Source organism: Microbacterium sp. Ag1 (assembly GCF_001005635.1).
GTDB classification, from domain to species: domain Bacteria; phylum Actinomycetota; class Actinomycetes; order Actinomycetales; family Microbacteriaceae; genus Microbacterium; species Microbacterium oxydans.
Genome location: NZ_LBCR01000022.1, coordinates 1 through 22,056 on the forward strand (window position 1 = coordinate 1; position 22,056 = coordinate 22,056).

A 22,056-nucleotide genomic window follows, 5' to 3' on the forward strand; every position below is an offset into this window, starting at 1 on the left:
CCCTGGACATCACAGCTAGTCGACGCAGTCGGACACCAGTGCGTTGTCGCTGGGGTATGCGCTGATAACCAGCCTGTTGTTCACCGACATGATGGAGTTGACGTACCAGGAGTACTTCGGGGTTTCTCCGACCCAAATGTGGAAGATGGTGGAGAAGCAGGCCTTGTTGCTTCCGATGTCACGCGGAACCGGCATCGGGTAATCGATGGTGTCCTGGATGGCGTGATCCATATAGTCGTCCCACGCAAACACCGGGTTTCCGCCCACGGAGGCCGCGGCAGCGCGAATACTCTCCCAGGAGTTGGGGTGGCTGGATGTTGAATACTGATGGCGATCCTGGATGTGCTTCCAACCGTTTGTATAGGCGGTGCCGCACTTCAAGTTGAAAACTCCGGCCGCGATCCAAGGAGACCCATCAGGGTGCGAGGTTGGCCAGAATACGTCGTAGGGCTTCACGACGTGATCGGCGTTATTAAGGGTCTGACAGTTCAAGACGTCGACCGGATCTAGCAACAGCGGCTGAACCGATTCCTCGCCGGTGATGCCGATGAGGGTTGAGTCGTCCAATGTGTGCCCAAGTCTGATCTCCTGGCCGGGCTCTTGATCCTCGGGGGTGGTGTTCGGCACCACCACCGTGGCGGGCGGCTCGGTGGGAGGCGGGGTATCAGCCGCTAGAGATGGCGTCGCAAATCCTAACGTCAAGAACAGCACCGCGCCGACAGCGAAGCCGGGGCGCACCAGTCGCCTTAGTCGTGTTGGCTCTGCGGAGGAAGTCGCGGCCTCAGTACCGAACGATTTCGAAAGCTTCATAAAGAGTCTCCGGTCACTCTTGTCCGAGCAGTCTGCTCCGACAAGCCAAAGCTACTGATGGTCGACACCCTTTGTCTGTCCCACATATGGGGGACAGACAAAGAGACGAGTTGCCCAGAGGCCACGCGGAGATGATGAGACTCATTCGTTAGGTGTCTCGCAGATAGATGATTCGGCGCATCCTGATCTTGGCAGGCGGGGCACTATTGCTCGCGTGGCTTACCTACGCCGCGAGCGTGGAGATCCTCTCGGGGATGAATCGCGTGAGCGCCGCCGCGCGACCGGAAGTCGAGAACTGGATCATGCCGTACATCGGCACAGCCGCCCCTTCACTCGCCACTGCAGTCGGGGTGTTCCTGATCGTTGTGGCGATCGGCACCGTCACGATCGCGCTGCAAGAGGGGTGTTCATCCCGGAATTGAAAGCATCGGGCTGGGAATGATCCTTTTGGGGCCCATCGTCGCCGTCGCATATGTCGGTGTGCTCGTGTGGCAGCTCACCAAGCTCTGGCGATCGACTCAGAGCATCGACCACCGTTCGCCCGCAGAGCGACGCCAAGTTCGAGCTCGATGATGCCTACCGTCACCAAGACTGATGGAGATGCGTGCACCTGATATCGCGAAGTGGATGCACGCCGCCGGCCGCATCCATCAGTACCCACGACGACCCGCCGATCAAGCCGCACTTCTCGAGTTCGTCGCACGCAAGATCATCACAGCCGGCGAGGTCCTCACAGAGCCACAGCTGAATCAGCGACTCGCGAGTTTCAGTGATGACATCGCAGCGTCGACGAGCTTCTGTTGAAGAGACGAGCCTGGTGGACCGCGACGTTACGCACGTAGTTCGTGCTGGCGATCCAGCTGGTCAGGATCTTTTGCTGGGAACGGCATATTGTCTGGCGATTTGGGGTAGCGGTGTCGTTCTGGCAAAGAACCGGGCGTACTCCCTTGCGTTCACCGAGGCTCACGCCGTGACGTCCGACTGCTCGTCGACTGCCCGCACGTCGTTGGTGCATTGGTCTTCGTCGCTTGCGTCGATAACGGCCGTCCGCTCGTCGCGAGCTCGCGCCGGCGTCGGGGCGTCGGCGCGAGCTCGGACAGTCGGATCACGTCGGCGGCAGAGATCCCGACGAGCTCGGCGATCGCCGCGACCGTCTCCAACTCACGCAGCGCGCTCACGGCGCGGCCCTGCTCCTGCCCCTGCTCGGGCATCGCGCATCCGGGGCGCTGGGGCTCAGAGCACGAGCCGGTAGCCCATGCCCGATTCGGTGAGCAGATGCACCGGAGCACCCGGCTCCTGCTCCAGCTTCTTGCGCAGCTGCGACATGTACAGGCGCAGGTAGCCGGAGTCGGACACCTGCTCACTGCCCCAGATCTCCTTGAGCAGATCCTGGCGGGTGACGAGTGCGCCCGGGTGCCGGGACAGGTGCTCCAGCATGCGCCACTCGGTCGGCGTGAGGTGCACCCTCGTGCCGCCGCGGGTGACGGTCTTGGTCGAGAGGTCGACCACCACATCGCCGAAAGCCACCGTGGACTCGCCGCCCGCCGGAGCAGACCGTCGTGACAGCGCCCGCAGACGTGCCAGCAGCTCGTCCACCTGGAACGGCTTGGTCACGAAGTCGTCGGCCCCGGCGTCGAGTGCCTCGACCTTGTCGGCGGACCCCGTGCGTCCCGACACCACGATGATGGGCACGTTGGTCCATCCGCGAAGCGCCTGGATGACCTCGATGCCGTCGAGGCGGGGCATGCCCAGATCGAGCATGATGAGGTCCGGATGCGTCTGCGCGGCTGCGGCGATCGCGGCCGCGCCGTCGGGGGCGACCACCACGTCATAGCCGTGGGCGGCGAGGGTGATCCGCAGGGCGCGGACCATCTGCGGATCGTCGTCGGCGATGAGGAGCTTCACTCCGTGCCTTCCATGTCGCGGGATCCTGCGGCCAGCGGCAGGGAGATGACCATCGTGAGGCCGCCGCCGGGGGTGTCCTCGGGTGTCAGGGTACCGCCCATGCCCTCGGTGAACCCGCGCGACAGGGCGAGTCCCAGACCGAGTCCCGTGGTGTTGTCGGTGTCGCCGAAGCGTTGGAACGGCTGGAAGATGCGGTCGCGACGCTCGGGCGAGACGCCTTCCCCACGGTCGATGATCCGGATCTCGGCGCGGTCGCCGAGAGCGCTCGTGGAGACGATGATGCGTGAGTCGTCGGGGGCGTGCCGGTGGGCGTTGGCGATCACGTTGACCAGCACGCGAAGCAGCAGCACGGGGTCGGCGTGCAGCGGGGGCAGATCGGGGTCGAGGGCCAGCTCGACGTCGGACGGACCGAGACCCAGCTCGTCGACGGCTGCGAGCACGATGCCGGCAGCGTCCATCCGGGACGACGAGACCGCCAGCACTCCGGCCTGCACGCGGCTCACGTCGAGCAGATCCGTGACGAGCGTCGACAGCGTCGCGAGGCTCTCGTCGGCGGTCGCGAGCAACTCGGCGCGGTCGGACTCCGAGAGTCCGTGGGCACCGCGAAGGCCACCGATCGCGGCGACCGCGGAGGCGAGCGGACGCCGCAGATCGTGGCTCACGGCCGACAGCAGAGCGCTGCGCACCTGATCGGTCTCGGCCAGAGCCTCAGCCTCCCTGGCGGTGGCCCGCAGATCGGTGTGCTCGATCGCGGCGGCGAGCTGGGCGACGATCGCATCCAGCAGCCGGCGCTCGGGACCGGCGAGCGGCTCTCCGTTCAGTTCGAGCACCGCACGGGGACCCCCGCCGGTGACCACTCCGACCGGGATGGTCGTGGCGCGTCCGTCGGCCACGGGCTCGCCGTCGCTCGCCAGCACCTCGCCATCCGGTGCGAGCAGGCGCACGCCGCTCAGGCCGAACGCCTCTCGGGTGCGGCTGACCAGGGCGAGCACCGCGTTGTCACCGCGCAGCACGTTGCCGGCGACGGCGGCGAGCAGCTCGGCTTCGGCGGCCGCACGTTGGGCGGTGCGGGCTCGACGGGCAGCCTGGTCGACGATGATGCTGACCAGGATCGCGATCACGACGTAGAGCGCGAGAGCCAGCACGTGCAGCGGGTGCGCGATCGTGATCGTGAAGAGCGGCGCGACGAAGAGGAAGTCGAGGGTGATGCCCGAGAGCACGGCGGCGAACACCGCGGGACGGATGCCGCCGATGAGGGCGACCACGACCACGAGCAGCTGGTAGGCGAGCACTTCGGCGGTGATCGACTCGGGACTGCGATACGTGTACATGATCCACGACAGGATCGGACCGAACACCAGGGCGACGCCGAAGCCGAGCAGCTGCCGCCGCCAGCCCAGAGCCCCGCCCTTGATGCGCGGGAGCACCATCCGCCCGCCCGCCGCGGCATGGGTGACGATGTGCACGTCGATGTCGCCGGAGCGCCGGATGACCTCCGAGCCGATGCCGGGACCGGTGAGAGCGGCGGCCAGTCGGCTGCGTCTGCTGACGCCGATCACGAGCTGAGTGGCGTCGGCGCCCTGTGCGAACTCGACGAGTGTGGCGGGGATGTCGTCGCCGACGACCTGGTGATAGGTGCCGCCGAGCGATTCCACGAGGGTGCGCTGTGCGGCGAGGGCACCGGGCGTCTCGTCGCGCAGACCGTCCTGCGCGGAGATGTGCACGGCGAGCAGTTCCCCACCGGCGGAGCGGGCCGCGATCCTGGCTCCACGGCGGAGGAGGGTCTCGCCCTCTGGCCCTCCGGTCAGGGCGACGACCACGCGCTCCCTGGCCTGCCATGTGCCCTCGATGCCCTGCTCGGCACGGTAGCTGCGCAGCGCGCTGTCGACCTCGTCGGCGAGCCAGAGCAGGGCCAGCTCGCGCAGTGCGGTGAGGTTGCCGAGGCGGAAGTAGTTCGACAGGGCGGCGTCGATCCGCTCGGCGGGATACACGAGTCCTGCCGACAGGCGATCACGCAGGGTCTGCGGGGCCAGATCGACGACCTCGATCTCGTCGGCGGCACGGACCACGGCGTCCGGAATCGTCTCCTGCTGTGCGATGCCGGTGATCTTCTCGACCACGGCGTTGAGCGACTCGATGTGCTGCACGTTGACCGTGGTCACCACGTCGATGCCGGCGTCCAGCAGCTCGTCCACGTCCTGCCAGCGCTTCGCGTTGCGGGAGCCGGGGGCGTTCGTGTGCGCCAGCTCGTCCACGAGGGCGATCTCGGGCGCGCGGTCGAGCACGGCGTCCACGTCGAGCTCGGTCAGCGCGACTCCGCGGTGCAGGTCGACTCGCCGTGGAACCTCGGGGAGCCCTGCAGTCTGCGCCTGTGTCGCGGCGCGCTCGTGCGTCTCCACGATCGCGATCACGACGTCGTGGCCCTCGTCGAGCATCCGCCGTCCCTCGGCGAGCATCTCGTAGGTCTTGCCGACGCCGGGGGCGGCCCCGAGCAGGACTCGGAGCCGCCCCCGGCGCTGGTGGCCCTGGGCTCGACGAAGAGGTGCTGCGGTCATTCGCCCTCCCGGTCATCGAGCGCGAGGTTGAGTTCGGCGACGTTGATGCGCTCCTCGCCGAGGAATCCCAGATCCCGCCCTTGAATCCTAGACTCCACGAGGTCGCGCACCTCCTGCGTGGACAGCCCGCGGGCCTCGGCCACCCGCGGCACCTGCAGCAGCGCATACGCCACGCTGATGTGCGGATCGAGACCCGAGCCCGAGGAGGTGACCGCGTCGGCCGGCACCTCCGACGGGTCGACGCCCTCGCGTTCCGCGATCGCGGCCTTGCGCTCGGCGATCGCGGCGACCAGGTCGGCGTTCTCGGGTCCGAGGTTGCTGCCGCTGGAGCCGGCGCCGTCGTACCCATCACCTGCGGCGGAGGGGCGCGACTGGAAGTACTTCGGCAGCGCCTCCCCGTCGGCATCCGTGAAGGACTGGCCGATCAGCGCGCTTCCTCTGTCGTCGGGGAGGGGCGAGCCGTTCGCCTGCCACGGGAGCAGGAGCTGGCCGATGCCGGTGACCAGGAGTGTGTAACCGACGCCGAGCAGGAGCGTGAGCACGAGCATCGCGCGGACGGCGACACCGGTGGTGCGGAGAGCGGTGCGAGTGGATGACATGTTCTGGATTCCGTTTCAGAGCCGGGGTCAGAAGCCCGGGATGAGGCTGATCACGAGGTCGATGAGCTTGATGCCGATGAACGGGGCGATCACACCGCCGAGACCGTAGATCAGCAGGTTGCGCTGCAGGATCTGCGAGGCGCTCGCCGGGCGGTACTTCACCCCTCGCAGAGCCAGCGGGATCAGGAACACGATCACGATCGCGTTGAAGATGATCGCACTGGTGACAGCGGACGCCGGCGAGTGCAGCTGCATGATGTTCAGGGCCGCGAGTCCGGGGAAGACCCCCATGAACATCGCCGGGATGATCGCGAAGTACTTGGCGATGTCGTTCGCGAGCGAGAACGTGGTGAGCGCTCCGCGCGTGATGAGCAGCTGCTTCCCGATGCGCACGATGTCGATGAGCTTGGTGGGGTCGGAATCGAGGTCGACCATGTTGCCCGCCTCTTTCGCCGCCGAGGTGCCGGTGTTCATCGCGACGCCGACATCGGCCTGCGCGAGGGCGGGGGCGTCGTTCGTGCCGTCACCGGTCATCGCGACCAGGCGTCCTCCTTCCTGCTCCCGCCGGATGAGCTCGAGCTTGTCTTCGGGGGTGGCCTCGGCGAGGAAGTCGTCGACACCGGCCTCCTTCGCGATGGCGGCGGCCGTGAGCGGGTTGTCGCCCGTGATCATGACGGTGCGGATGCCCATCGCCCGCAGCTCGTCGAAGCGCTCGCGCAGGCCGTCCTTCACGATGTCCTTGAGGTGCACGACGCCGAGGATGCGGGCGTCCGCGCCAGGGCCTTTCACCGCGACGACGAGAGGAGTGCCGCCGCTCTCGGCCACGGCGTCGGTGCGACTCGTGAGTTCGAGGTCGTCGCCGTCGAGTCCGAGCCAGGCGCGGACAGCGGAGCCGGCACCCTTGCGGATCTGCGTGCCGTCGGCCAGGTCGAGGCCCGACATACGGGTCTGTGCCGTGAACGGAACGACAACGGCGTCATCGGGGGCGATCACCCGGATGCCCTGCGCGGCCGCGAGTTCGACGATCGAGGCACCCTCTGGGGTGGGGTCCGCAAGAGACGACAGCGCCGCGACGCGCAGCAGCTCGTCTGCATCGACACCCGGAAGAGCCAGCACCTCGTGCGCCCGGCGGTTGCCGTACGTGATGGTGCCCGTCTTGTCGAGCAGCAGGGTGGTGACATCTCCCGCGGCCTCGACCGCACGACCGGACATCGCGAGCACGTTGCGCTGCACGAGCCGGTCCATGCCGGCGATGCCGATGGCCGAGAGCAGCGCCCCGATGGTGGTCGGGATCAGGCAGACGAGCAGGGCGATGAGCACCGGGATGCTGACGGGGGAGGCGGCGTACGACGCGATCGGGTTCAGGGCCAGCACCACGACCACGAAGATGATCGACAGGCTCGCGAGCAGGATGTTCAGCGCGATCTCATTGGGAGTGCGCTGACGGCTGGCACCTTCGACGAGCGCGATCATGCGGTCGACGAAGGTCTCGCCCGGCTTCGAGGTGATGCGCACCACGATCCGGTCCGACAGCACCCGGGTGCCACCGGTCACCGCACTGCGGTCGCCACCGGACTCTCGGATCACCGGAGCGCTCTCGCCCGTGATCGCCGACTCGTCGACGGTGGCGATGCCCGAGACGATGTCGCCGTCGCCGGGGATCAGCTCGCCCGCCGTGACGATCACGATGTCGTCGCGCTGCAGCTCGGCCGACGAGACCTGGGCGGTCGCTGCGTGCTCGGCCGCGGCATCCGCCGTGCCGTCGTAGCCGACCACGCGCCGGGCCATCGTGCTGGTGCGGGTCTTGCGCAGGCTCGCGGCCTGCGCCTTGCCGCGGCCCTCGGCGACAGACTCGGCGACGTTCGCGAACAGCACCGTCAGCCACAGCCAGATGGCGATTCCCCAGGTGAAGGGCGCGGGCACCGGGGTGCCGCCGGAGTCCGCCGGGCCGCCCACGAACGGCTCGGCGATCGCGAGCACCGTCGTGAACGCGGCGCCGACCCAGACCAGGAGCATGACCGGGTTGCGGACCAAGGCCGTCGGGTTGAGCTTGCGCACGGCGCCGGGAAGGGCCTGCACGAGCTGCGACCAGCCGAAGGAGCGCGGTGCGGTGGGGGCGGATGCCGCAGCATCCTGTTGTTCGGAGGAGGATTCCGCGGGGGTGGTGATGAGGGTCATGGTCAGACGAGTCCTTCAGCGAGCGGGCCCAGTGCGAGCACAGGGAAGTAGGTGAGCGCGGTGACGACGACCGTCACGGTGAGGAGCAGACCGACGAACTGGGGTCGGTGCGTCGGCAGGGTGCCGGAGGTGGCGGGGATGCGCTCCTGCGCCGCGAACGAACCGGCGAGGGCCAGCACGAGCACGATCGGCAGGAACCGGCCGAGCAGCATCGCGATGCCGAGGGCGGTGTTGAACCACGGGGTGTTCGCGGTGAGTCCGGCGAAAGCGGAGCCGTTGTTGTTCGACGCCGAGGTGAAGGCGTAGAGCACCTCGCTCATGCCGTGCACCCCCGGGTTCAGGATGCTGGTGGACTCCACGTCCTCCCTGATACCGGGAATCGCGAAGCTCATCGCGGTGCCGACCAGCACCAGGGTCGGCGTCACCAGGATGTACAGGCTCGCGAGCTTGATCTCCCGCGGCCCGATCCGCTTGCCGAGATACTCCGGGGTGCGCCCGACCAGCAGTCCGCCGACGAACACCGCGATGATCGCGAGCACGAGCATGCCGTACAGGCCCGAGCCGACGCCACCGGGAGCGATCTCGCCGAGCATCATGTTCAGCATCGGCATCATGCCGCCGAGCGCCGTGTACGAGTCGTGCATCGAGTTGACGGCGCCCGTCGAGGTGAGGGTGCTCGCGCTGCCGAACAGGGTCGAACCCAGGATGCCGAAGCGCACCTCCTTGCCCTCCATCGCGGCCCCGGCGAGCTCGGGCGCCGTACCGCGGCCCGCGAGCTCGAGCGCCGAGAGGGCGAAGGTCGAGACGAGGAAGATCGTGCCCATGACCGCGGCGATCGCGTAGCCCTGACGATGATCGCCGATCATGCGGCCGAACGTGCGGGGCAGTGCGAACGGGATCACGAGGATCAGCAGCACCTGCAGCAGGTTCGTGAAGCCGGTCGGGTTCTCGAACGGGTGCGCGGAGTTGGCGTTGAAGAAGCCGCCGCCGTTGGTGCCGAGCAGCTTGATGGCCTCCTGCGAGGCGACAGGGCCGCCGGGGATGGTCTGCGTGCCGCCCGACACCGTGGTGACGTCGGCGAAACCGGCGAAGTTCTGGATCACGCCGCCCGCGAGCAGGGCCACGGCGCCGATCAGGGCGATCGGGAGGAGGATGCGGCCGAGACCGCGGATCAGATCGACCCAGAAGTTGCCGATCGTGGTCGAACCCCGGCGGGCGAGACCGCGGATGAGGGCGATCGCGATGGTGAGACCGACCGCGGCCGAGACGAAGTTCTGCACCGTGAGACCGGCGAGCTGCACGGTGTAGCCCATCGTCTGCTCGGGGGAGTACGACTGCCAGTTGGTGTTGGCCACGAACGAGGCGGCGGTGTTGAAGGAGAGCCCCTCGGGTACGGCAGGGAGCCCGAGCGCCTGGGGGAGGAAGGCCTGCAGGCGCTGGAGACCGTAGACGAGGAGAACCCCGACCACGGAGAAGGCGATCACGCTGCGGGCATACGCGCGCCACGTCTGCTCGGACGACGAGTCGACCCCGATCAGCCGGTAGACGCCGCGCTCGACCCGCAGGTCGCGTGCCGAGGTGTAGACGTGGGCGATGTAGTCGCCGAGGGGGCGGTAGAGGAGCACGAGCACGACCACGACGGCCGCGACCTGCAGGATGCCGAACCAGATCGTCGCGTCCATCAGAACCTCTCCGGGGCGACGAGCGCCACCACGAGGTAGACGACGGCGGCGACCGCGAGGGCGGCCGCGAGGATCTCGAAGACGATCACAGTCGCTCCACCCCCTTGGCCGCAAGGGAGACGAGGGCGAACAGCGCGAGAGTCAGCGCGATGTAGATGATGTCGAGCACGGATCCGATACAACTCCCGCACGGCCCCCACCGCCGCGATCCTCACGCTTCCCCTACGCCCTCCGGCCCGATGCATGCGGGTTGCTCACGGTTGGGCCCTATGCTCACGAGGTGGGAATCAGAAGGATGCGCATCGGGACCGGGACGTGGATCGTCGCCGCCCTCGTCGTCGCGGCGCTCGTGTGCGTGCTCACGGGGTTCCTGCCGCGCACCGATGCCGGGGCGCTCGGCGAGCGGATCGCGCCCGTCCTGGGGTTCGTCGTCGCGATCACGATCGTCGCCGAACTCGCCCGTGACGCGGCGGTGTTCGACGTCGTCTCCCAGCGTCTCGCGCGCTGGGGGCGGGGCCGCGTCGCGGTGCTGTGGGCGCTGGTGGTCGTGCTCGCCGTGGTGAGCACCGTGTTCCTCTCGCTCGACACGACCGCCGTGATCGTCACCCCGGTGGTCGTCGTGCTGGCGCAGAGCATCGGCGTCTCCCCGCTGCCGTTCGCCCTGGCCACCGTCTGGCTCGCCAACACGGCATCCCTCGCGCTGCCGGTGTCGAACCTCACGAACCTGCTCGCCGCCCCCGCTATCGGCGACGGACCCGGGGCCTTCATCGCGCTGAGCTGGGCGCCCACGCTCGTGGGGATCCTGGTGCCGGTCGCGATCCTCACCGTGCTGCATCGGCGCACGGTCTTCGGTGCGTATGAGACGCCCGTGCCGCGGCGGCCGGCCGATCCGACGCTGTTCTGGAGCGCCACCGGCATCCTCCTCGTGCTGATGCCGCTGCTCGCGCTCACCCACGACGTGTGGATCCCGGCCACGGTCGCGGCTCTCGCGTTGATCGTGCTTTTCGCCGTCCGTCGACGCCGCGCCCTGCGGCTCTCGCTCGTCCCGTGGCAGGCGATCGCGCTCGCCGCGTCGCTGTTCGTGCTGGTCGAGGCCGCGCACGCGCAGGGGCTGCTCGACTTCCTGACCTCGCCCACCGCGAGCGGCGACTCTCCCGGCGACCTGTTCCGGCTGGCCGCGCTCGGGGCCGTGAGCGCCAACGCGATCAACAACCTCCCGGCGTACCTCGTGCTCGAGCCTGCCGCCGGTGATCCCGTCGCCCTGATGGCCCTGCTGATCGGCGTGAACATCGGCCCGCTCATCACCCCGTGGGCATCGCTCGCGACGCTGCTCTGGCACAACCGGATCGTCGCGCTGGGCGTGACGATCCGGTGGAGCCGCTTCATGCTGTGGGGCGTGGTGGCCGCCGTCCCGACCGTGCTCGCCGCTGTGCTCGTGCTGATGCTGGTCGCGGGCTAGCCCGCTCACCTGCCGCGTCAGGCTCAGGGTCGACATCGTGCCACCGGCTGGGGTGACTAGTGTCACGACCCGGTCAGCGGGGAGCCTCGCCGACCCGACGCATCTCGGCTGCGAGGGCCGCGTTGGTCTCGGTGAACTGCGCGGTGATGCGCTCTCGCACCTCAGGTGACTTGTTCTGGCTGAGTTTGGCGCGGGCGTCGAACCGGGCGACGCGCATCCGCAGACCGACCGTCCCCTTCGCCGCTCGTCGTGTGCCCTCCTCGTCTTCCGACAGGTGGCGGCCGTGCGCCCGGTGGTCCTCGAAGTGGTCGGTCAGCCGCGTGAGCATGGCGTAGTTCTCCTCCTCGCTGAGGATCTCGGGGATGCCGTAGAGGTGCGCGGTGACGTGGTTCCAGGTCGGCACCAGGTCGCCGGGCGCGTAGAGGCTCGGCGACACGTAGTCATGCGGTCCCTGGATGATCACGAGTATCTCGTGCCGACCGAGTTCGTGGAGTTGCTCATCCGGCCGTCCGAAGTGGCTCGCTATCACGATGTCGTCCTCGTCCTCGACCAGCAGCGCGGGGTAGTGCGAGGCGATGAGTCCCGTGGTCGTCGGGGAGACGAACGTCGCCCAGGGGTTGCCGCGGATCAGGCGCTTCACCTCGACGGGGTCGGTCATCAGGTAGCGGGGTGTGTGACGCATCAGGACTCCTTCGTGTGGGGCGTGGGTGTGCGGCGGGTGGTTGTCGGGCGGCTGGTTGTCCGGTGGTTGGCCAGGCGGGTGCGCACCGCGAGCGCGGCGCACGCGATCACGGTGAATCCGCCGACCGCGGTGGCCCAGCCGATCGGCTCGTGCAGCAGGAGTGCAGCCCAGGCGATGCTCATCACGGGTTGGACGAGCTGGATCTGGCTCACCTGTGCCATCGGCCCGATCGCGAGACCGCGATACCAGGCGAAGAAGCCGAGGAACATGCTCACCGCAGCGAGGTACGTGAACGCCAGCCACTGCACGGGGGTCGCTGCAGGAGGCTGCTGGACCGCTGCCACCACGGTCAGCACGGCCATCAGCGGAGCAGCGACGATCAACGCCCAGGAGATGGTCTGCCAGGAGCCGAGCTCGCGGGCGAGCAGTCCTCCCTCCGCGTATCCGATCGCCGCGGCGACGACGGCACCGAACAGCAGCAGGTCTGCTCCGGTGAGGGAGCCGAGCCCGCCGTTCTGCAGTGCGGCGAAGGCGACCGCGGCGACGGCGCCGAGGAGCGCGAACACCCAGAAGGATCGGGCGGGGCGTTCCCCGGTGCGGAGCACCACGGCGACCGCGGTCGCGGCGGGAAGCAGGCCGATCACGACGGCGCCGTGGCTGGCGGGGGTCGTGGTCATCGCGAAGGAGGTGAGCAGGGGGAACCCGGCCACCACTCCGCCGGCGACGATCGCGAGGCGTGCCCATTGCCGTCCGGTCGGTGTCCGCTGGCGGGTCGCGGCCAGGGCGATCCCGGCGAGGAGGGCGGCGATGACCGCGCGGCCGGATCCGATGAAGAGCGGCGTGAGCCCGCCGATCGCGATGCGCGTGAACGGGAGGGTGAAGGAGAAGGCGAGAACGCCCAGGAGCCCCCACCACAGGCCGGCGCGCGTCGATAGCACTGTCGATCGCGAGGCGATAACGCTACTGTCTACTTTCATGAGTCAGGATAGCAGTGACCGCATCGTCGCCGGGGTGCGCGCGTGGATCGCCTCGGCGTCGCCCGGTGCACGGGTGCCATCGAACCGGGCCCTCATGGCCGAGTACGGGGCGAGCCCGGTGACGGTGCAGAAGGCGATGCAGCAGCTCGTCCGACTCGGCCTGGTCGAGTCGCGACCCGGAGCGGGGACGTTCGTTCGTGCCGTGCCGCGTGCCCGCTCGGTCGACTACGGCTGGCAGACGGCTGCCCTCGGCACGGCGCCCACGGGCCTCATCGGCCTGTCGTCGACGCAGCGCACTGTCGCCCCCGACGCGATCGGTATGCACTCGGGCTATCCCGCGGTCGACCTGTTGCCGGAGCGGCTCGTGCGGCAGGCGCTCGTGCGCGCGGCTCGCTCGGACGCGGCACTGACCCGTTCCCCCGCTGCGGGTCTTCCGGAGCTGCAGGCCTGGTTCGCCGGCGAGCTCGCATCCGCCGCTCCCGTCGGCATCACCCCGGCCTCCGCGCGGGACGCGCTCATCATCTCGGGAAGCCAGAGCGGGCTCAGCTCGATCTTCCGCGCGGTCGTGGGCGTCGGGCAACCGCTGCTGATCGAGTCGCCGACGTACTGGGGCGCGCTGCTCGCCGCGGCGCAGGCCGGTGTGACGCTGGTGCCGATCCCCTCCGGCGCGCACGGCCCCGATCCCGACGACATCGAGCGGGCGTTCGCGCAGACCGGGGCTCGGGCGTTCTACGCGCAGCCGACGTTCGCGAATCCGACCGGGGCGCAGTGGCCGCTTGCCACGCGGGAGGCCGTGCTCGAGACGGTCCGCCGCCACGGAGCCTTCCTGATCGAAGACGACTGGGCGCACGACCTGGGGATCGATGCCGACCCGCGTCCGATCGTCGCGTCCGACGACGACGGCCACGTGGTCTACCTGCGCTCGCTCACCAAGAGCGCCTCGCCCGCCCTGCGCGTCGCCGCCGTGATCGCGCGCGGCCCGGCACGGGATCGCATCCTCGCCGATCGGGCGGCCGAGTCCATGTACGTGAGCGGGTTGCTGCAGGCCGCCGCGCTCGACGTGGTCACCCAGCCCGCGTGGCGCACGCACCTCCGCGGATTCCGGGAGCACCTGCGCGCGCGCCGCGACCTGCTGCTCGCGAGCCTGGCGACGCACGCACCCTCCGCGCACGTCGAGGGCGTTCCGGCGGGCGGCCTCAACCTGTGGGTACGGCTGCCCGACGGGACGGACGTCGTGCAGGTCGTGCGCGAGTGCGAGGTGCGCGGGCTCATCATCGCGCCGGGGTCGGAGTGGTTCCCGGCCGAACCGTCCGGTTCCTACGTGCGACTCAACTACGCCAACGCCGACCCTGCCCGCTTCTCCGAGGCCGCCGTCATCCTGGGTGCCGTGCTCGACGGAGCCTGAGGGCGTTCAGCGCTGTTCGGGCTTCGCGCCGAGGTCGGCCCAGAGCCAGGTGAGATCCACCGAGGTCGTCTTCGGTAGCGAGACCGCGGCAGGGTCGAGGGCCAGGCGGAAGATCGCGTCGTCGAGAGTGCTCATACTCTGTATTGCGCGATCCGCCCCGAAGAGTTCACGCTTCGGGCACGCCGTCCTGGGGCGGACCAGCGGGACGATGTGCACGCCGACCGCTGACGACCACCGGGCGACCGCCGCGCTCCTGACCGGGCAGCGGACGGGAGCGGCGACCGTAGATGAGCTCCGACGAGTCGAGCAGCCACGGGACCAGCGTGATCGACACCCCGTGCACGAGCATGAGCTGGTTGGCGAGCCGGCGGGCGCGACGGTTGTGCAGGAACGACTCCCACCAGTGGCCCACGATGTACTGCGGCAGGTACACGGTCACGACGGACGAGCCGTGCTTCTCGCGGTACTGCTTGATGAACTGCGTCACCGGCTGCGCGAACGAGCGATACGGCGACTCGACGATCACGAGCGGGATCGGCACCAGATGGTCGGCCCAGTCCTTCTGCAGTTGCGCCGCGTCGTCGGAGGCCACGGCCACGTGCACCGCGAGGGTCTTGCCGTGCTTCGCCGCGATCGCGTAGTCGATGGCCTTCACGACGGGCTTCTGCAGACGGTTGACGAGCACGATCGCCAGGTCGCCGGTCGCGCCGAACTTCGTGGTGTCGTCGATCGCGATCTCGTGTTCGACATCGCGGTAGTACCGCTTCACGCCCAGCATCAGGAAGGCGAGGATCGGGATCGCGAAGAACACCAGATACGCGCCGTGCGTGAACTTGGTGATCGTCACGATGACGAGCACCAGCACGGTCATCACGGCACCGGTGGAGTTGATGATGAGCCCGACCTTCGCCGAGCGGCGGTCCGCGGCCGATGCGCCGTCGATCCCCGGGCCGGCCTTGTCCTCCGTCGGCCCGCGCAGCACGCGTCGCCAGTGCCGCACCATGCCGATCTGGCCGAGCGAGAACGACACGAACACCCCGATGATGTACAGCTGGATCAGCGTGGTCAGCTTCGCCTGGAACACCAGGAGCACCACGATGGCGCCGATGCCGAGCAGGATCATGCCGTTCGAGAACACCAGGCGGTCGCCGCGGGTGTTGAGCGACTTGGGCGCGTAGCCGTCACGCGCGAGCACGGCCCCCAGCAGCGGGAAGCCGTTGAACGCGGTGTTCGCCGCGAGCAGCAGCACGCACGCGGTGGCGGCCTGGATGATGAAGAAGGGGATGCTGCCTCCGCCGAACGTCGCGGCGGCGATCTGCGCCATGAGGCTCGGCTGCGGGTTCGTGCAGTCGAAGCCGACCAGGTCGCACGGGTTCTCGGCGTAGTGCACACCCGTGATGAGGGCGAGCGCGGTCAGACCGGCGAACAGGCACGCGGCGATGCTGCCCATCAGCACGAGGGTCGACTGGGCGTTGCGGATCTTCGGGGCGCGGAAGGCGGGCACCCCGTTCGAGACGGCCTCGACACCGGTGAGGGCCGAGCATCCGCTCGAGAACGCGCGCAGGATCAGCAGGATCACGGCCGCCTGGCCGAGGCTCTCCGCCTGCACGCTGAAATCGTGGCTCGAGGCCACGGGGGCATCGCCGAGGAAGGTGCGGATGAGGCCGGTGACGATCATGATGCCGACCGACCCGATGAACACGTACGTCGGGATCGCGAAGACCAGAGACGCCTCGCGCACGCCACGCAGGTTCACCACGATGATGAGGATCACGAAGCCGACGGCGAGTTCCACGCGGAACGGGTCGAGACCGGGCACCGCCGAGATGATGTTGTCGACACCGGAGGCGACCGACACGGCCACGGTCAGCACGTAGTCGACCAGGAGGGCCGCAGCAACGATCACGCCGGGGATCTCGCCGAGGTTCTTCGACGCGACCTCGTAGTCACCGCCGCCCGACGGGTAGGCCTTGATGAGCTGGCGGTAGCTGAGCACGACCACGACCAGCAGCACCACGACGGCGCCCGCGACGAGCGGCGTGAACGACAGGAAGGTGAGCCCGCCGATCAGCAGGATCATCACGAGCTCCTGCGGGGCGTAAGCCACAGAGCTGAGGGCGTCGGACGCGAAGATCGGCAGAGCCATCCGCTTCGGGAGCAGCTGGTCGTCGACCTGCTGGCTCGTCAGCGGTTCGCCGATGAGGATGCGTTTGGCGCGCGGCGGTGCTTCCGCGCCCTCCCTGTTTTCGTCTGACACGTCCGGCGACACTACGCCTCCTGATGGCATCCTCACGCCATCCTCACGGAATCCCTACGGTGGGATGGCGCGGTCCTCACGGAATCCTTACGCGCAAAGCTACACTGGCACGCGGTGGAAGATCAGGTGCTGCTCGGATTCATCGCGATCGCGATAGGGGTGGCTTTCGGCATCCTCCTGTTCGTGCCCTTCGTGGCGATCAGCTATCGCCGCCGCGGACGTCTCGGCCTCGGTCGCACCGTGCTGTGGCTCGCCGCGCTGATCTACTTCTGGGCCATCTGGACCTACACCCTGCTCCCGCTGCCCGACCCCGACACGATCCGCTGCGTCGGGGCGATCACCGATCCGATGTCGGTCGTGCGGGATGTGCAGAAGGCCTTCGCGGCGCCGGGCAACCCCCTGCGTCAACCGGCACTGCTGCAGCTGGTGTTCAACGTGCTGCTGTTCGTCCCGCTCGGGTTCTTCGTCCGGGTGCTCGCCGGCCGTGGGGTGCTTACGGCGCTCGCCGCCGGTTTCGGCCTGTCGCTGCTGGTCGAGACGACGCAGTTGACCGGGGTGTGGGGCGTCTACCCGTGCGCGTATCGCTTCTTCGATGTGGGCGACCTCATGACGAATACCCTGGGTGCGGTCATCGGCTGCATCGTGGCGATCCTCGTCCCGCGGTCGCTGCGCGGTGCGAAGGCGAGCCCGGACGCCGATCTTCCCCGTCCGGTCACCCGCGGGCGTCGCCTGCTCGTGATGCTGTGCGACTTCCTCGCCTACGGGTTCCTGAGCATGGCGGCCGGTGTGACCGTGCAGGTGTGGCTGGAGTTCGTCGTGGACGATCGCGCTGCGGTGCTCGACGGCACCCTCGCATCCGCCGCCGCCACCATCGCCCCTTCGGCTCTGTTCCTGGCGCTGATCCTGATCAGCGGGCGCTCGGTCGGCGACATCGCGGTGCAGCTCCGATACGCGGGATCGCGCCTGCCCGCACCGTTCGCGCGGCTCCTGCGCTGGGCGGGCGGCATCGGCGGAATCAGCGCGCTGCAGCTGCCCGGCGGGTTCTTCGGTTTCGCGGCGGCCGTACTGTTCCTCGCCGCGATCGTGCTGCCGTTCACGACGCGCGACGGTCGCGGGCTTCCCGGCATCGCCTCCGGACAGCACCTCGTCGACGCGCGAGCGGATGCCGCGGGCTCTGCGCCGATCGCGCCCGCCTCCGCTTCCCCGTCGCGCGACGCATGACGCACCGGTGGTTCGGCGTGCGCGCGCTCAACTCTCTGCGTCGGGGCGTGGCATGTACCACTCGGTGAACTCGGTCGCGCGCCCGTCGGGTGCGAGCCGGATGATCCAGAGGTTGAGGTAGTCGCGTTCGGCCGGGTATTCCGTGCGCCCCTGGACGACCACGAAGCCGTCGACCTCGTGGAGGACCTCCCACTCGAACGTCCAGGACCCCGGTTCATCGCCGTCTTCGATCCACCCCGACACGATCGCCTCGCGCCCGACGCGCGGCTCCGAATCGGGACTCGTGAGGTATCGGGCGTCATGCGTGAAGAGCGCCCCGATCCGTTCCGGATCGTTCGACTTCCACGCCTCGATGTAGGCCCTGGTCCAGTCCTCGCCTGCTGTCGTCATGTGCTCCGTTCTAGGCCGTGGTCGAGGCCGCGTCAACCCGTTTGAGAACCGTAGGGACTTCGGGGATCCACAGCGGTTTCCGATCACGAAGCCGTAACGTCGAGCACATGACGACCGTTCACGTCACCGAGGACACGATCAACCAGGCCCGCGAGCTGCGCGACGAGCTGCAGCGGTTCCTGCGCGAGTACGAGTTCGGGATGCGCGAGGTCGAGACGAAGATCTCGATCCTGCGAGACGAGTTCACGCACGACCACGCGTACAACCCCATCGAGCACGTGAAGAGCCGTCTGAAGTCGCCCGACAGCATCGTCGAGAAGCTTGCCAGGAAGGGCATCGACGAGCCCGACTTCGACCGTATCCGTGCCGACATCACCGACATCGCCGGCGTGCGGGTGACCTGCAGCTTCGTCGCCGACGTGTACCGGCTGTTCGACCTGCTCACCGCGCAGGACGATGTCACCGTGCGCACGGTCAAGGACTACATCGCTCACCCGAAGGCCAACGGCTACAAGAGCCTGCACGCGATCATCGAGGTGCCCGTCTTCCTGTCGACAGGTGCGCTCTCGGTGCCGGTCGAGGTGCAGTTCCGCACGATAGCGATGGACTTCTGGGCGAGCCTCGAGCACAAGATCTATTACAAGTTCTCCAACCAGGTGCCCTCGCACCTGGTGGACAGCCTCTCTGATGCGGCGGAAGCGGCGTCGGAGCTCGACAGCCGCATGGAGCGCCTGCACCGTGAGGCGCACGGGGTGCCGCAGCGCCAGCTCGCGCCCCCGCCGCCTCCGGCTCCGACGTCCACCCCGGACGCACCCTCCAGCCCCCGCGTCGTCGGAGTCTGACCGGGACGCGCCCGTGCGCGACGCTGTTGCGCCCACGGGGCGGCCCTGGGAGCATCGGCAGGTGGTGAGAACGCAGGAAGCCTTGTCCGTCAAAGCCGATCGCGCCGTCGACGAGCGACTCGACGTCGACGACCTCCCCGGCATCGATCGTGGGTCGCAGCGATGCGAGTGCGACCACGGCGACGACGACGGCTACCAGCCGTGCGGACGCAAGGCCAAGTGGCGTGTCACCGTGGACTGCGTGTGCGGCGAGGGCCACCCGCGTCGCGTCGAGATCCTGTGCTCGAGGTGCATGCGCACCCTGCGCCAGTTCCAGGGACGCGAGGCCATCACCGTGCGTCGTCTCTGACCGGCGGACACCGACTCCTGATCGGTCACATCCGATCTCGCCGTCGCTCCGAACAAGCGGGGAGCACATCGGAGACGGTGGAACAGGAGACGATCATGGCGCAACGCCGCAGTGGCAAGAGGTTCCTCGTCTGGGCGGCCCTGGCCGGTGTGATCGGCGGCGGGGTGTTCCTCGCCACGGCCGAGCTGTTCGCGCTGCTCTTCGCGCGTGCCGCCAGCCCGATCCTCGCGGTCGGCGGGTTCGTGATCGACATCGTGCCGCAGCCCTTCAAGGAGTTCGCGATCGCCACCTTCGGCGAGTACGACAAGATCGCTCTGCTGGCTGGACTCGGGCTCGCTGTGCTCATCGCCTCGGCGATCGCCGGCATCCTGCAGTTCGTGCGCCCGCCGCTCGGCGTGATCGCACTCGTCGTCGCCGGGGTGCTCTCCACCGCCGCCATCGTGACCAGGGCGGCCGTGTCGCCCCTGGCCTTCCTGCCTCCGGTGCTCGGAACCGTCGCCGGGTCGATCATCCTCGTGCTCCTCAGCCGCCGTCTGCGCGGGTGGAGGGACGCCCGCACTGCCGTCGGGGAAGCCGGCCGAACCGCCGGGGCGGAAGCCGGCAGCACCGCCGGGGCGCAAGCCGCCGGTGCCCATGACTCCGGCGCGGTAATCGCCGAGCCGGAGGACGGCGGTGTCGGGCCGGCGGATGTCGAGCCCGCTCGACCCGGCATCGACCGACGCCGATTCTTCGTCCTCGCCGCGCTCGCCGGAGCATCCGCGCTGGTCGTGGGGATCACGGCACGGACGGTGAGCATGGCCGTGTCGTCGGTCGAGGCGATCCGTAGCGCGCTCAAGCTCCCCACCCCGAAGACCACGGTCACGGTGCCGCAGGGTGCCGAGCTCGACATTCCGGGCCTCAGCAAGCTCTTCACCCCCAACAAGGACTTCTACCGCGTCGACACCGCGCTCACGGTCCCCTCGATCGACCCGGACACCTGGCGACTCGTGATCGACGGTATGGTCGACCAGCGCGTGGAGATGAGCTTCCAGGATCTCCTCGACATGGGCCTCGACGAGTACGCGATCACGCTCACCTGCGTGTCGAACGAGGTCGGCGGCGAGCTCGTCGGCAACGCGAAGTGGCTCGGAGTGCCGTTGCGCGACGTGTTGAAGAAGGCGGGCGTGAAATCAGGGGCCGACATGGTGCTCTCGCGCAGCGTCGACGGCTATACCGCGAGCACGCCGCTCTCGGCGCTCACCGACGACAACCTCGATGCGATCCTGGCGGTCGGCATGAACGGAGAGCCGCTGCCCCTCGAGCACGGCTTCCCGGTGCGGATGGTGGTGCCAGGGCTCTACGGCTACGTGTCGGCGACCAAGTGGCTCACCGAGCTGAAGGTCACGACCTTCGACAAGGACGAGGCGTATTGGACGCCCCGCGGGTACAGCGCAGAGGCCCCGATCAAGTTCGCCTCGCGCGTCGACACTCCGAAGATCGGGGAGGCGGTCGCGGCGGGGAAGATCCCGATCGCCGGTGTCGCCTGGGCCCAGTCGGTCGGGATCGAACGCGTCGAGGTCAGTATCGACAACGGTGACTGGATGCCGGCGACGCTGTCGGCTCCGATCAACGACGACACGTGGGTGCAGTGGTTCATGGAGTGGGATGCCACCCCCGGCACGCACTACGTCGCCGTGCGCGCGGTCAACAAGAACGGCGATCTGCAGATCGAGGAACGGGCCCCCATTGCTCCGAACGGCTCGTCGGGGTGGCAGCGTTCGCTCATCCGGGTCAACTGAGACCGGTGCACAGCCGACCTCGCGGGCCTAGGGTGGGAGCCATGGGCCCGCTCCCCGCACTCGTGATCACGGTCTCCGACCGATCCTTCTCGGGAGAGCGTGAGGATCGGGGAGGCCCGATCGCGGTGGGGCTGCTGCGGGACGCGGGATGGCACTGCCCCGACGCCGAGATCGTGGCGGACGGGATCGATTCGGTGGCGGACGCCCTGCGCAGAGCCGTCGCCCGTGGCATCCGCCTGGTCGTGACCACCGGCGGTACCGGTGTCGGGCCGCGCGACCTGACGCCGGAGGGCACCCGGCGCGTGATCACCAGGGAGATCCCGGGGATCGCGGAGGAGCTGCGTCGCAGCGGACTCGCCGACACCCCGCTCTCGATCTTGTCGCGCGGTCTCGCCGGCATCGTCGATCCCGCGGGGATGCTCGTGGTGAACCTGCCCGGATCCACGCGAGCCGTGGCCTCCGGCGTACCCGTGGTGCTCGGCGTCGCCGGGCACATCCTGGACCAGGTGGAGGGCGGAGACCACTCATGAACGACGTACGAATCGCTGCGGTGACGGAGGAGCGCCTCGACCTCGACGCGCACCTCGCCGCGGTCGAAGACCCTCGACTCGGCGCGGTGACCACCTTCGTCGGCCGGGTGCGCGACAACGACCCGGATGCCGAGACGCCGGTCGTCGGGCTGGAGTACAGCGCCCATCCCGATGCCGAAGCCGCGCTGCGAAGCATCGCCGCCGAAGCGGGGGCCGGATCCGAAGCCCCTGCCGTGGTGGCGGTGAGTCATCGCATCGGGCGGCTCGATGTGGGCGATGCGGCTGTCGTGATCGCGGTCGCCTCCGAACACCGCGCCGAGGCGTTCGAGGTGTGCCGAGCGGTCATCGAGGCGATCAAGAGCGACCTCCCCGTGTGGAAGCGTCAGCTCGAGGTCGACGGGACCTCGTCGTGGAAGGGCATCGGCGGCTGACTCCGT

General features: G+C 68.8%; 23 protein-coding genes. 10 read left to right on the top strand and 13 right to left on the bottom strand.

What is annotated here, in order from left to right; genetic code table 11:
• Positions 1 to 15: 15 nt before the first annotated feature.
• On the bottom strand, positions 16 to 810 hold the full coding sequence (locus AAY78_RS02380) for a hypothetical protein (protein ID WP_156172599.1): 795 nt from the start codon (positions 808 to 810) through the stop codon (positions 16 to 18).
• Between the two features lie 254 nt (positions 811 to 1,064).
• Here AAY78_RS02380 and AAY78_RS02385 point away from each other — a divergent pair, with 254 nt between their 5' ends.
• Entirely contained in the window at positions 1,065 to 1,232 is a 168-nt protein-coding gene (locus AAY78_RS02385; protein WP_156172600.1) for a hypothetical protein, read from the top strand.
• Positions 1,233 to 1,410: 178 nt separating this feature from the next.
• The gene (locus AAY78_RS02390; RefSeq protein ID WP_197077663.1) at positions 1,411 to 1,614 is read left to right on the top strand and encodes a DUF2087 domain-containing protein; all 204 of its coding nucleotides are present in this window, start codon (positions 1,411 to 1,413) and stop codon (positions 1,612 to 1,614) included.
• A gap of 149 nt (positions 1,615 to 1,763) precedes the next feature.
• Here AAY78_RS02390 and AAY78_RS02395 read toward each other — a convergent pair whose 3' ends face one another.
• From AAY78_RS02395 to AAY78_RS02425, 7 genes are read right to left on the bottom strand one after another with little or no spacing between them, the layout of a single operon-like run.
• On the bottom strand, positions 1,764 to 2,021 hold the full coding sequence (locus AAY78_RS02395; RefSeq protein ID WP_046746771.1) for a hypothetical protein: 258 nt from the start codon (positions 2,019 to 2,021) through the stop codon (positions 1,764 to 1,766).
• A gap of 22 nt (positions 2,022 to 2,043) precedes the next feature.
• On the bottom strand, positions 2,044 to 2,715 hold the full coding sequence (locus AAY78_RS02400; RefSeq protein WP_046746772.1) for a response regulator: 672 nt from the start codon (positions 2,713 to 2,715) through the stop codon (positions 2,044 to 2,046).
• Entirely contained in the window at positions 2,712 to 5,270 is a 2,559-nt protein-coding gene (locus tag AAY78_RS02405) for an ATP-binding protein (protein ID WP_046746773.1), read from the bottom strand. Before AAY78_RS02405 ends, AAY78_RS02400 begins: the two co-directional genes overlap by 4 nt.
• Positions 5,267 to 5,869 (bottom strand): K(+)-transporting ATPase subunit C, encoded by a 603-nt coding sequence (gene kdpC / locus AAY78_RS02410; protein ID WP_046746774.1) that lies wholly within the window; start codon positions 5,867 to 5,869, stop codon positions 5,267 to 5,269. The genes AAY78_RS02405 and kdpC overlap by 4 nt, the downstream gene beginning before the upstream one ends.
• A gap of 27 nt (positions 5,870 to 5,896) precedes the next feature.
• Positions 5,897 to 8,047, bottom strand: a complete 2,151-nt coding sequence (gene kdpB, locus AAY78_RS02415) for a potassium-transporting ATPase subunit KdpB (protein ID WP_046746775.1) — start codon at positions 8,045 to 8,047, stop codon at positions 5,897 to 5,899.
• A 2-nt stretch (positions 8,048 to 8,049) separates the two neighbouring features.
• Entirely contained in the window at positions 8,050 to 9,729 is a 1,680-nt protein-coding gene (gene kdpA / locus AAY78_RS02420; RefSeq protein WP_046746776.1) for a potassium-transporting ATPase subunit KdpA, read from the bottom strand.
• Positions 9,729 to 9,818, bottom strand: coding sequence for a potassium-transporting ATPase subunit F (locus AAY78_RS02425; RefSeq protein ID WP_017201862.1), 90 nt, complete (start codon positions 9,816 to 9,818; stop codon positions 9,729 to 9,731). The genes kdpA and AAY78_RS02425 overlap by 1 nt, the downstream gene beginning before the upstream one ends.
• Before the next feature lie 206 nt (positions 9,819 to 10,024).
• On the opposite strand from AAY78_RS02425, the gene AAY78_RS02430 reads away from it, so the two are divergent.
• The gene (locus tag AAY78_RS02430; RefSeq protein WP_046746777.1) at positions 10,025 to 11,188 is read left to right on the top strand and encodes an SLC13 family permease; all 1,164 of its coding nucleotides are present in this window, start codon (positions 10,025 to 10,027) and stop codon (positions 11,186 to 11,188) included.
• A 73-nt stretch (positions 11,189 to 11,261) separates the two neighbouring features.
• Here the strand turns inward: AAY78_RS02430 and AAY78_RS02435 are convergent, their stop codons facing one another.
• Positions 11,262 to 11,870 (bottom strand): FMN-binding negative transcriptional regulator, encoded by a 609-nt coding sequence (locus AAY78_RS02435; RefSeq protein WP_046746778.1) that lies wholly within the window; start codon positions 11,868 to 11,870, stop codon positions 11,262 to 11,264.
• Positions 11,870 to 12,847, bottom strand: coding sequence for a DMT family transporter (locus AAY78_RS02440; RefSeq protein ID WP_046746779.1), 978 nt, complete (start codon positions 12,845 to 12,847; stop codon positions 11,870 to 11,872). Before AAY78_RS02440 ends, AAY78_RS02435 begins: the two co-directional genes overlap by 1 nt.
• Between AAY78_RS02440 and AAY78_RS02445 the strand changes: the two genes are divergently transcribed.
• Positions 12,846 to 14,252, top strand: a complete 1,407-nt coding sequence (locus AAY78_RS02445; protein WP_046746780.1) for an aminotransferase-like domain-containing protein — start codon at positions 12,846 to 12,848, stop codon at positions 14,250 to 14,252. The two genes, AAY78_RS02440 and AAY78_RS02445, sit on opposite strands and share 2 nt — an antisense overlap.
• A 6-nt stretch (positions 14,253 to 14,258) precedes the next feature.
• Here AAY78_RS02445 and AAY78_RS20150 read toward each other — a convergent pair whose 3' ends face one another.
• On the bottom strand, positions 14,259 to 14,387 hold the full coding sequence (locus tag AAY78_RS20150) for a hypothetical protein (protein ID WP_269430542.1): 129 nt from the start codon (positions 14,385 to 14,387) through the stop codon (positions 14,259 to 14,261).
• 31 nt (positions 14,388 to 14,418) lie between these two features.
• Positions 14,419 to 16,539 (bottom strand): APC family permease, encoded by a 2,121-nt coding sequence (locus tag AAY78_RS02450; protein ID WP_218867851.1) that lies wholly within the window; start codon positions 16,537 to 16,539, stop codon positions 14,419 to 14,421.
• Between the two features lie 84 nt (positions 16,540 to 16,623).
• Between AAY78_RS02450 and AAY78_RS02455 the strand changes: the two genes are divergently transcribed.
• Entirely contained in the window at positions 16,624 to 17,730 is a 1,107-nt protein-coding gene (locus tag AAY78_RS02455) for a VanZ family protein (protein WP_046746782.1), read from the top strand.
• Positions 17,731 to 17,757: 27 nt separating this feature from the next.
• Here the strand turns inward: AAY78_RS02455 and AAY78_RS02460 are convergent, their stop codons facing one another.
• Entirely contained in the window at positions 17,758 to 18,120 is a 363-nt protein-coding gene (locus AAY78_RS02460; protein ID WP_046746783.1) for a nuclear transport factor 2 family protein, read from the bottom strand.
• 107 nt (positions 18,121 to 18,227) lie between these two features.
• On the opposite strand from AAY78_RS02460, the gene AAY78_RS02465 reads away from it, so the two are divergent.
• The 5 genes from AAY78_RS02465 to AAY78_RS02485 all read left to right on the top strand — a co-directional run bounded on the left by AAY78_RS02465 (position 18,228) and on the right by AAY78_RS02485 (position 22,050).
• On the top strand, positions 18,228 to 18,962 hold the full coding sequence (locus tag AAY78_RS02465) for a GTP pyrophosphokinase (RefSeq protein ID WP_046746784.1): 735 nt from the start codon (positions 18,228 to 18,230) through the stop codon (positions 18,960 to 18,962).
• Between the two features lie 61 nt (positions 18,963 to 19,023).
• On the top strand, positions 19,024 to 19,311 hold the full coding sequence (locus AAY78_RS02470; protein ID WP_127011667.1) for a hypothetical protein: 288 nt from the start codon (positions 19,024 to 19,026) through the stop codon (positions 19,309 to 19,311).
• A 95-nt stretch (positions 19,312 to 19,406) separates the two neighbouring features.
• The gene (locus AAY78_RS02475) at positions 19,407 to 21,089 is read left to right on the top strand and encodes a molybdopterin-dependent oxidoreductase (RefSeq protein WP_046746865.1); all 1,683 of its coding nucleotides are present in this window, start codon (positions 19,407 to 19,409) and stop codon (positions 21,087 to 21,089) included.
• Positions 21,090 to 21,130: 41 nt separating this feature from the next.
• Positions 21,131 to 21,619, top strand: coding sequence for a MogA/MoaB family molybdenum cofactor biosynthesis protein (locus AAY78_RS02480; protein ID WP_046746786.1), 489 nt, complete (start codon positions 21,131 to 21,133; stop codon positions 21,617 to 21,619).
• On the top strand, positions 21,616 to 22,050 hold the full coding sequence (locus tag AAY78_RS02485) for a molybdenum cofactor biosynthesis protein MoaE (RefSeq protein ID WP_046746787.1): 435 nt from the start codon (positions 21,616 to 21,618) through the stop codon (positions 22,048 to 22,050). The genes AAY78_RS02480 and AAY78_RS02485 overlap by 4 nt, the downstream gene beginning before the upstream one ends.
• Positions 22,051 to 22,056: the final 6 nt, after the last annotated feature.

Coding starts and splice junctions, on each gene's coding strand:
- AAY78_RS02380 (WP_156172599.1), bottom strand. CDS start 810: ATGAAGCTTTCGAAATCGTTCGGTACTGAGGCCGCGACTTCCTCCGCA.
- AAY78_RS02385 (WP_156172600.1), top strand. CDS start 1,065: ATGAATCGCGTGAGCGCCGCCGCGCGACCGGAAGTCGAGAACTGGATC.
- AAY78_RS02390 (WP_197077663.1), top strand. CDS start 1,411: ATGCGTGCACCTGATATCGCGAAGTGGATGCACGCCGCCGGCCGCATC.
- AAY78_RS02395 (WP_046746771.1), bottom strand. CDS start 2,021: ATGCCCGAGCAGGGGCAGGAGCAGGGCCGCGCCGTGAGCGCGCTGCGT.
- AAY78_RS02405 (WP_046746773.1), bottom strand. CDS start 5,270: ATGACCGCAGCACCTCTTCGTCGAGCCCAGGGCCACCAGCGCCGGGGG.
- kdpC (WP_046746774.1), bottom strand. CDS start 5,869: ATGTCATCCACTCGCACCGCTCTCCGCACCACCGGTGTCGCCGTCCGC.
- kdpB (WP_046746775.1), bottom strand. CDS start 8,047: ATGACCCTCATCACCACCCCCGCGGAATCCTCCTCCGAACAACAGGAT.
- kdpA (WP_046746776.1), bottom strand. CDS start 9,729: ATGGACGCGACGATCTGGTTCGGCATCCTGCAGGTCGCGGCCGTCGTG.
- AAY78_RS02430 (WP_046746777.1), top strand. CDS start 10,025: ATGCGCATCGGGACCGGGACGTGGATCGTCGCCGCCCTCGTCGTCGCG.
- AAY78_RS02435 (WP_046746778.1), bottom strand. CDS start 11,870: ATGCGTCACACACCCCGCTACCTGATGACCGACCCCGTCGAGGTGAAG.
- AAY78_RS02445 (WP_046746780.1), top strand. CDS start 12,846: ATGAGTCAGGATAGCAGTGACCGCATCGTCGCCGGGGTGCGCGCGTGG.
- AAY78_RS02440 (WP_046746779.1), bottom strand. CDS start 12,847: ATGAAAGTAGACAGTAGCGTTATCGCCTCGCGATCGACAGTGCTATCG.
- AAY78_RS20150 (WP_269430542.1), bottom strand. CDS start 14,387: ATGAGCACTCTCGACGACGCGATCTTCCGCCTGGCCCTCGACCCTGCC.
- AAY78_RS02450 (WP_218867851.1), bottom strand. CDS start 16,539: ATGCCATCAGGAGGCGTAGTGTCGCCGGACGTGTCAGACGAAAACAGG.
- AAY78_RS02460 (WP_046746783.1), bottom strand. CDS start 18,120: ATGACGACAGCAGGCGAGGACTGGACCAGGGCCTACATCGAGGCGTGG.
- AAY78_RS02465 (WP_046746784.1), top strand. CDS start 18,228: ATGACGACCGTTCACGTCACCGAGGACACGATCAACCAGGCCCGCGAG.
- AAY78_RS02475 (WP_046746865.1), top strand. CDS start 19,407: ATGGCGCAACGCCGCAGTGGCAAGAGGTTCCTCGTCTGGGCGGCCCTG.
- AAY78_RS02480 (WP_046746786.1), top strand. CDS start 21,131: ATGGGCCCGCTCCCCGCACTCGTGATCACGGTCTCCGACCGATCCTTC.
- AAY78_RS02485 (WP_046746787.1), top strand. CDS start 21,616: ATGAACGACGTACGAATCGCTGCGGTGACGGAGGAGCGCCTCGACCTC.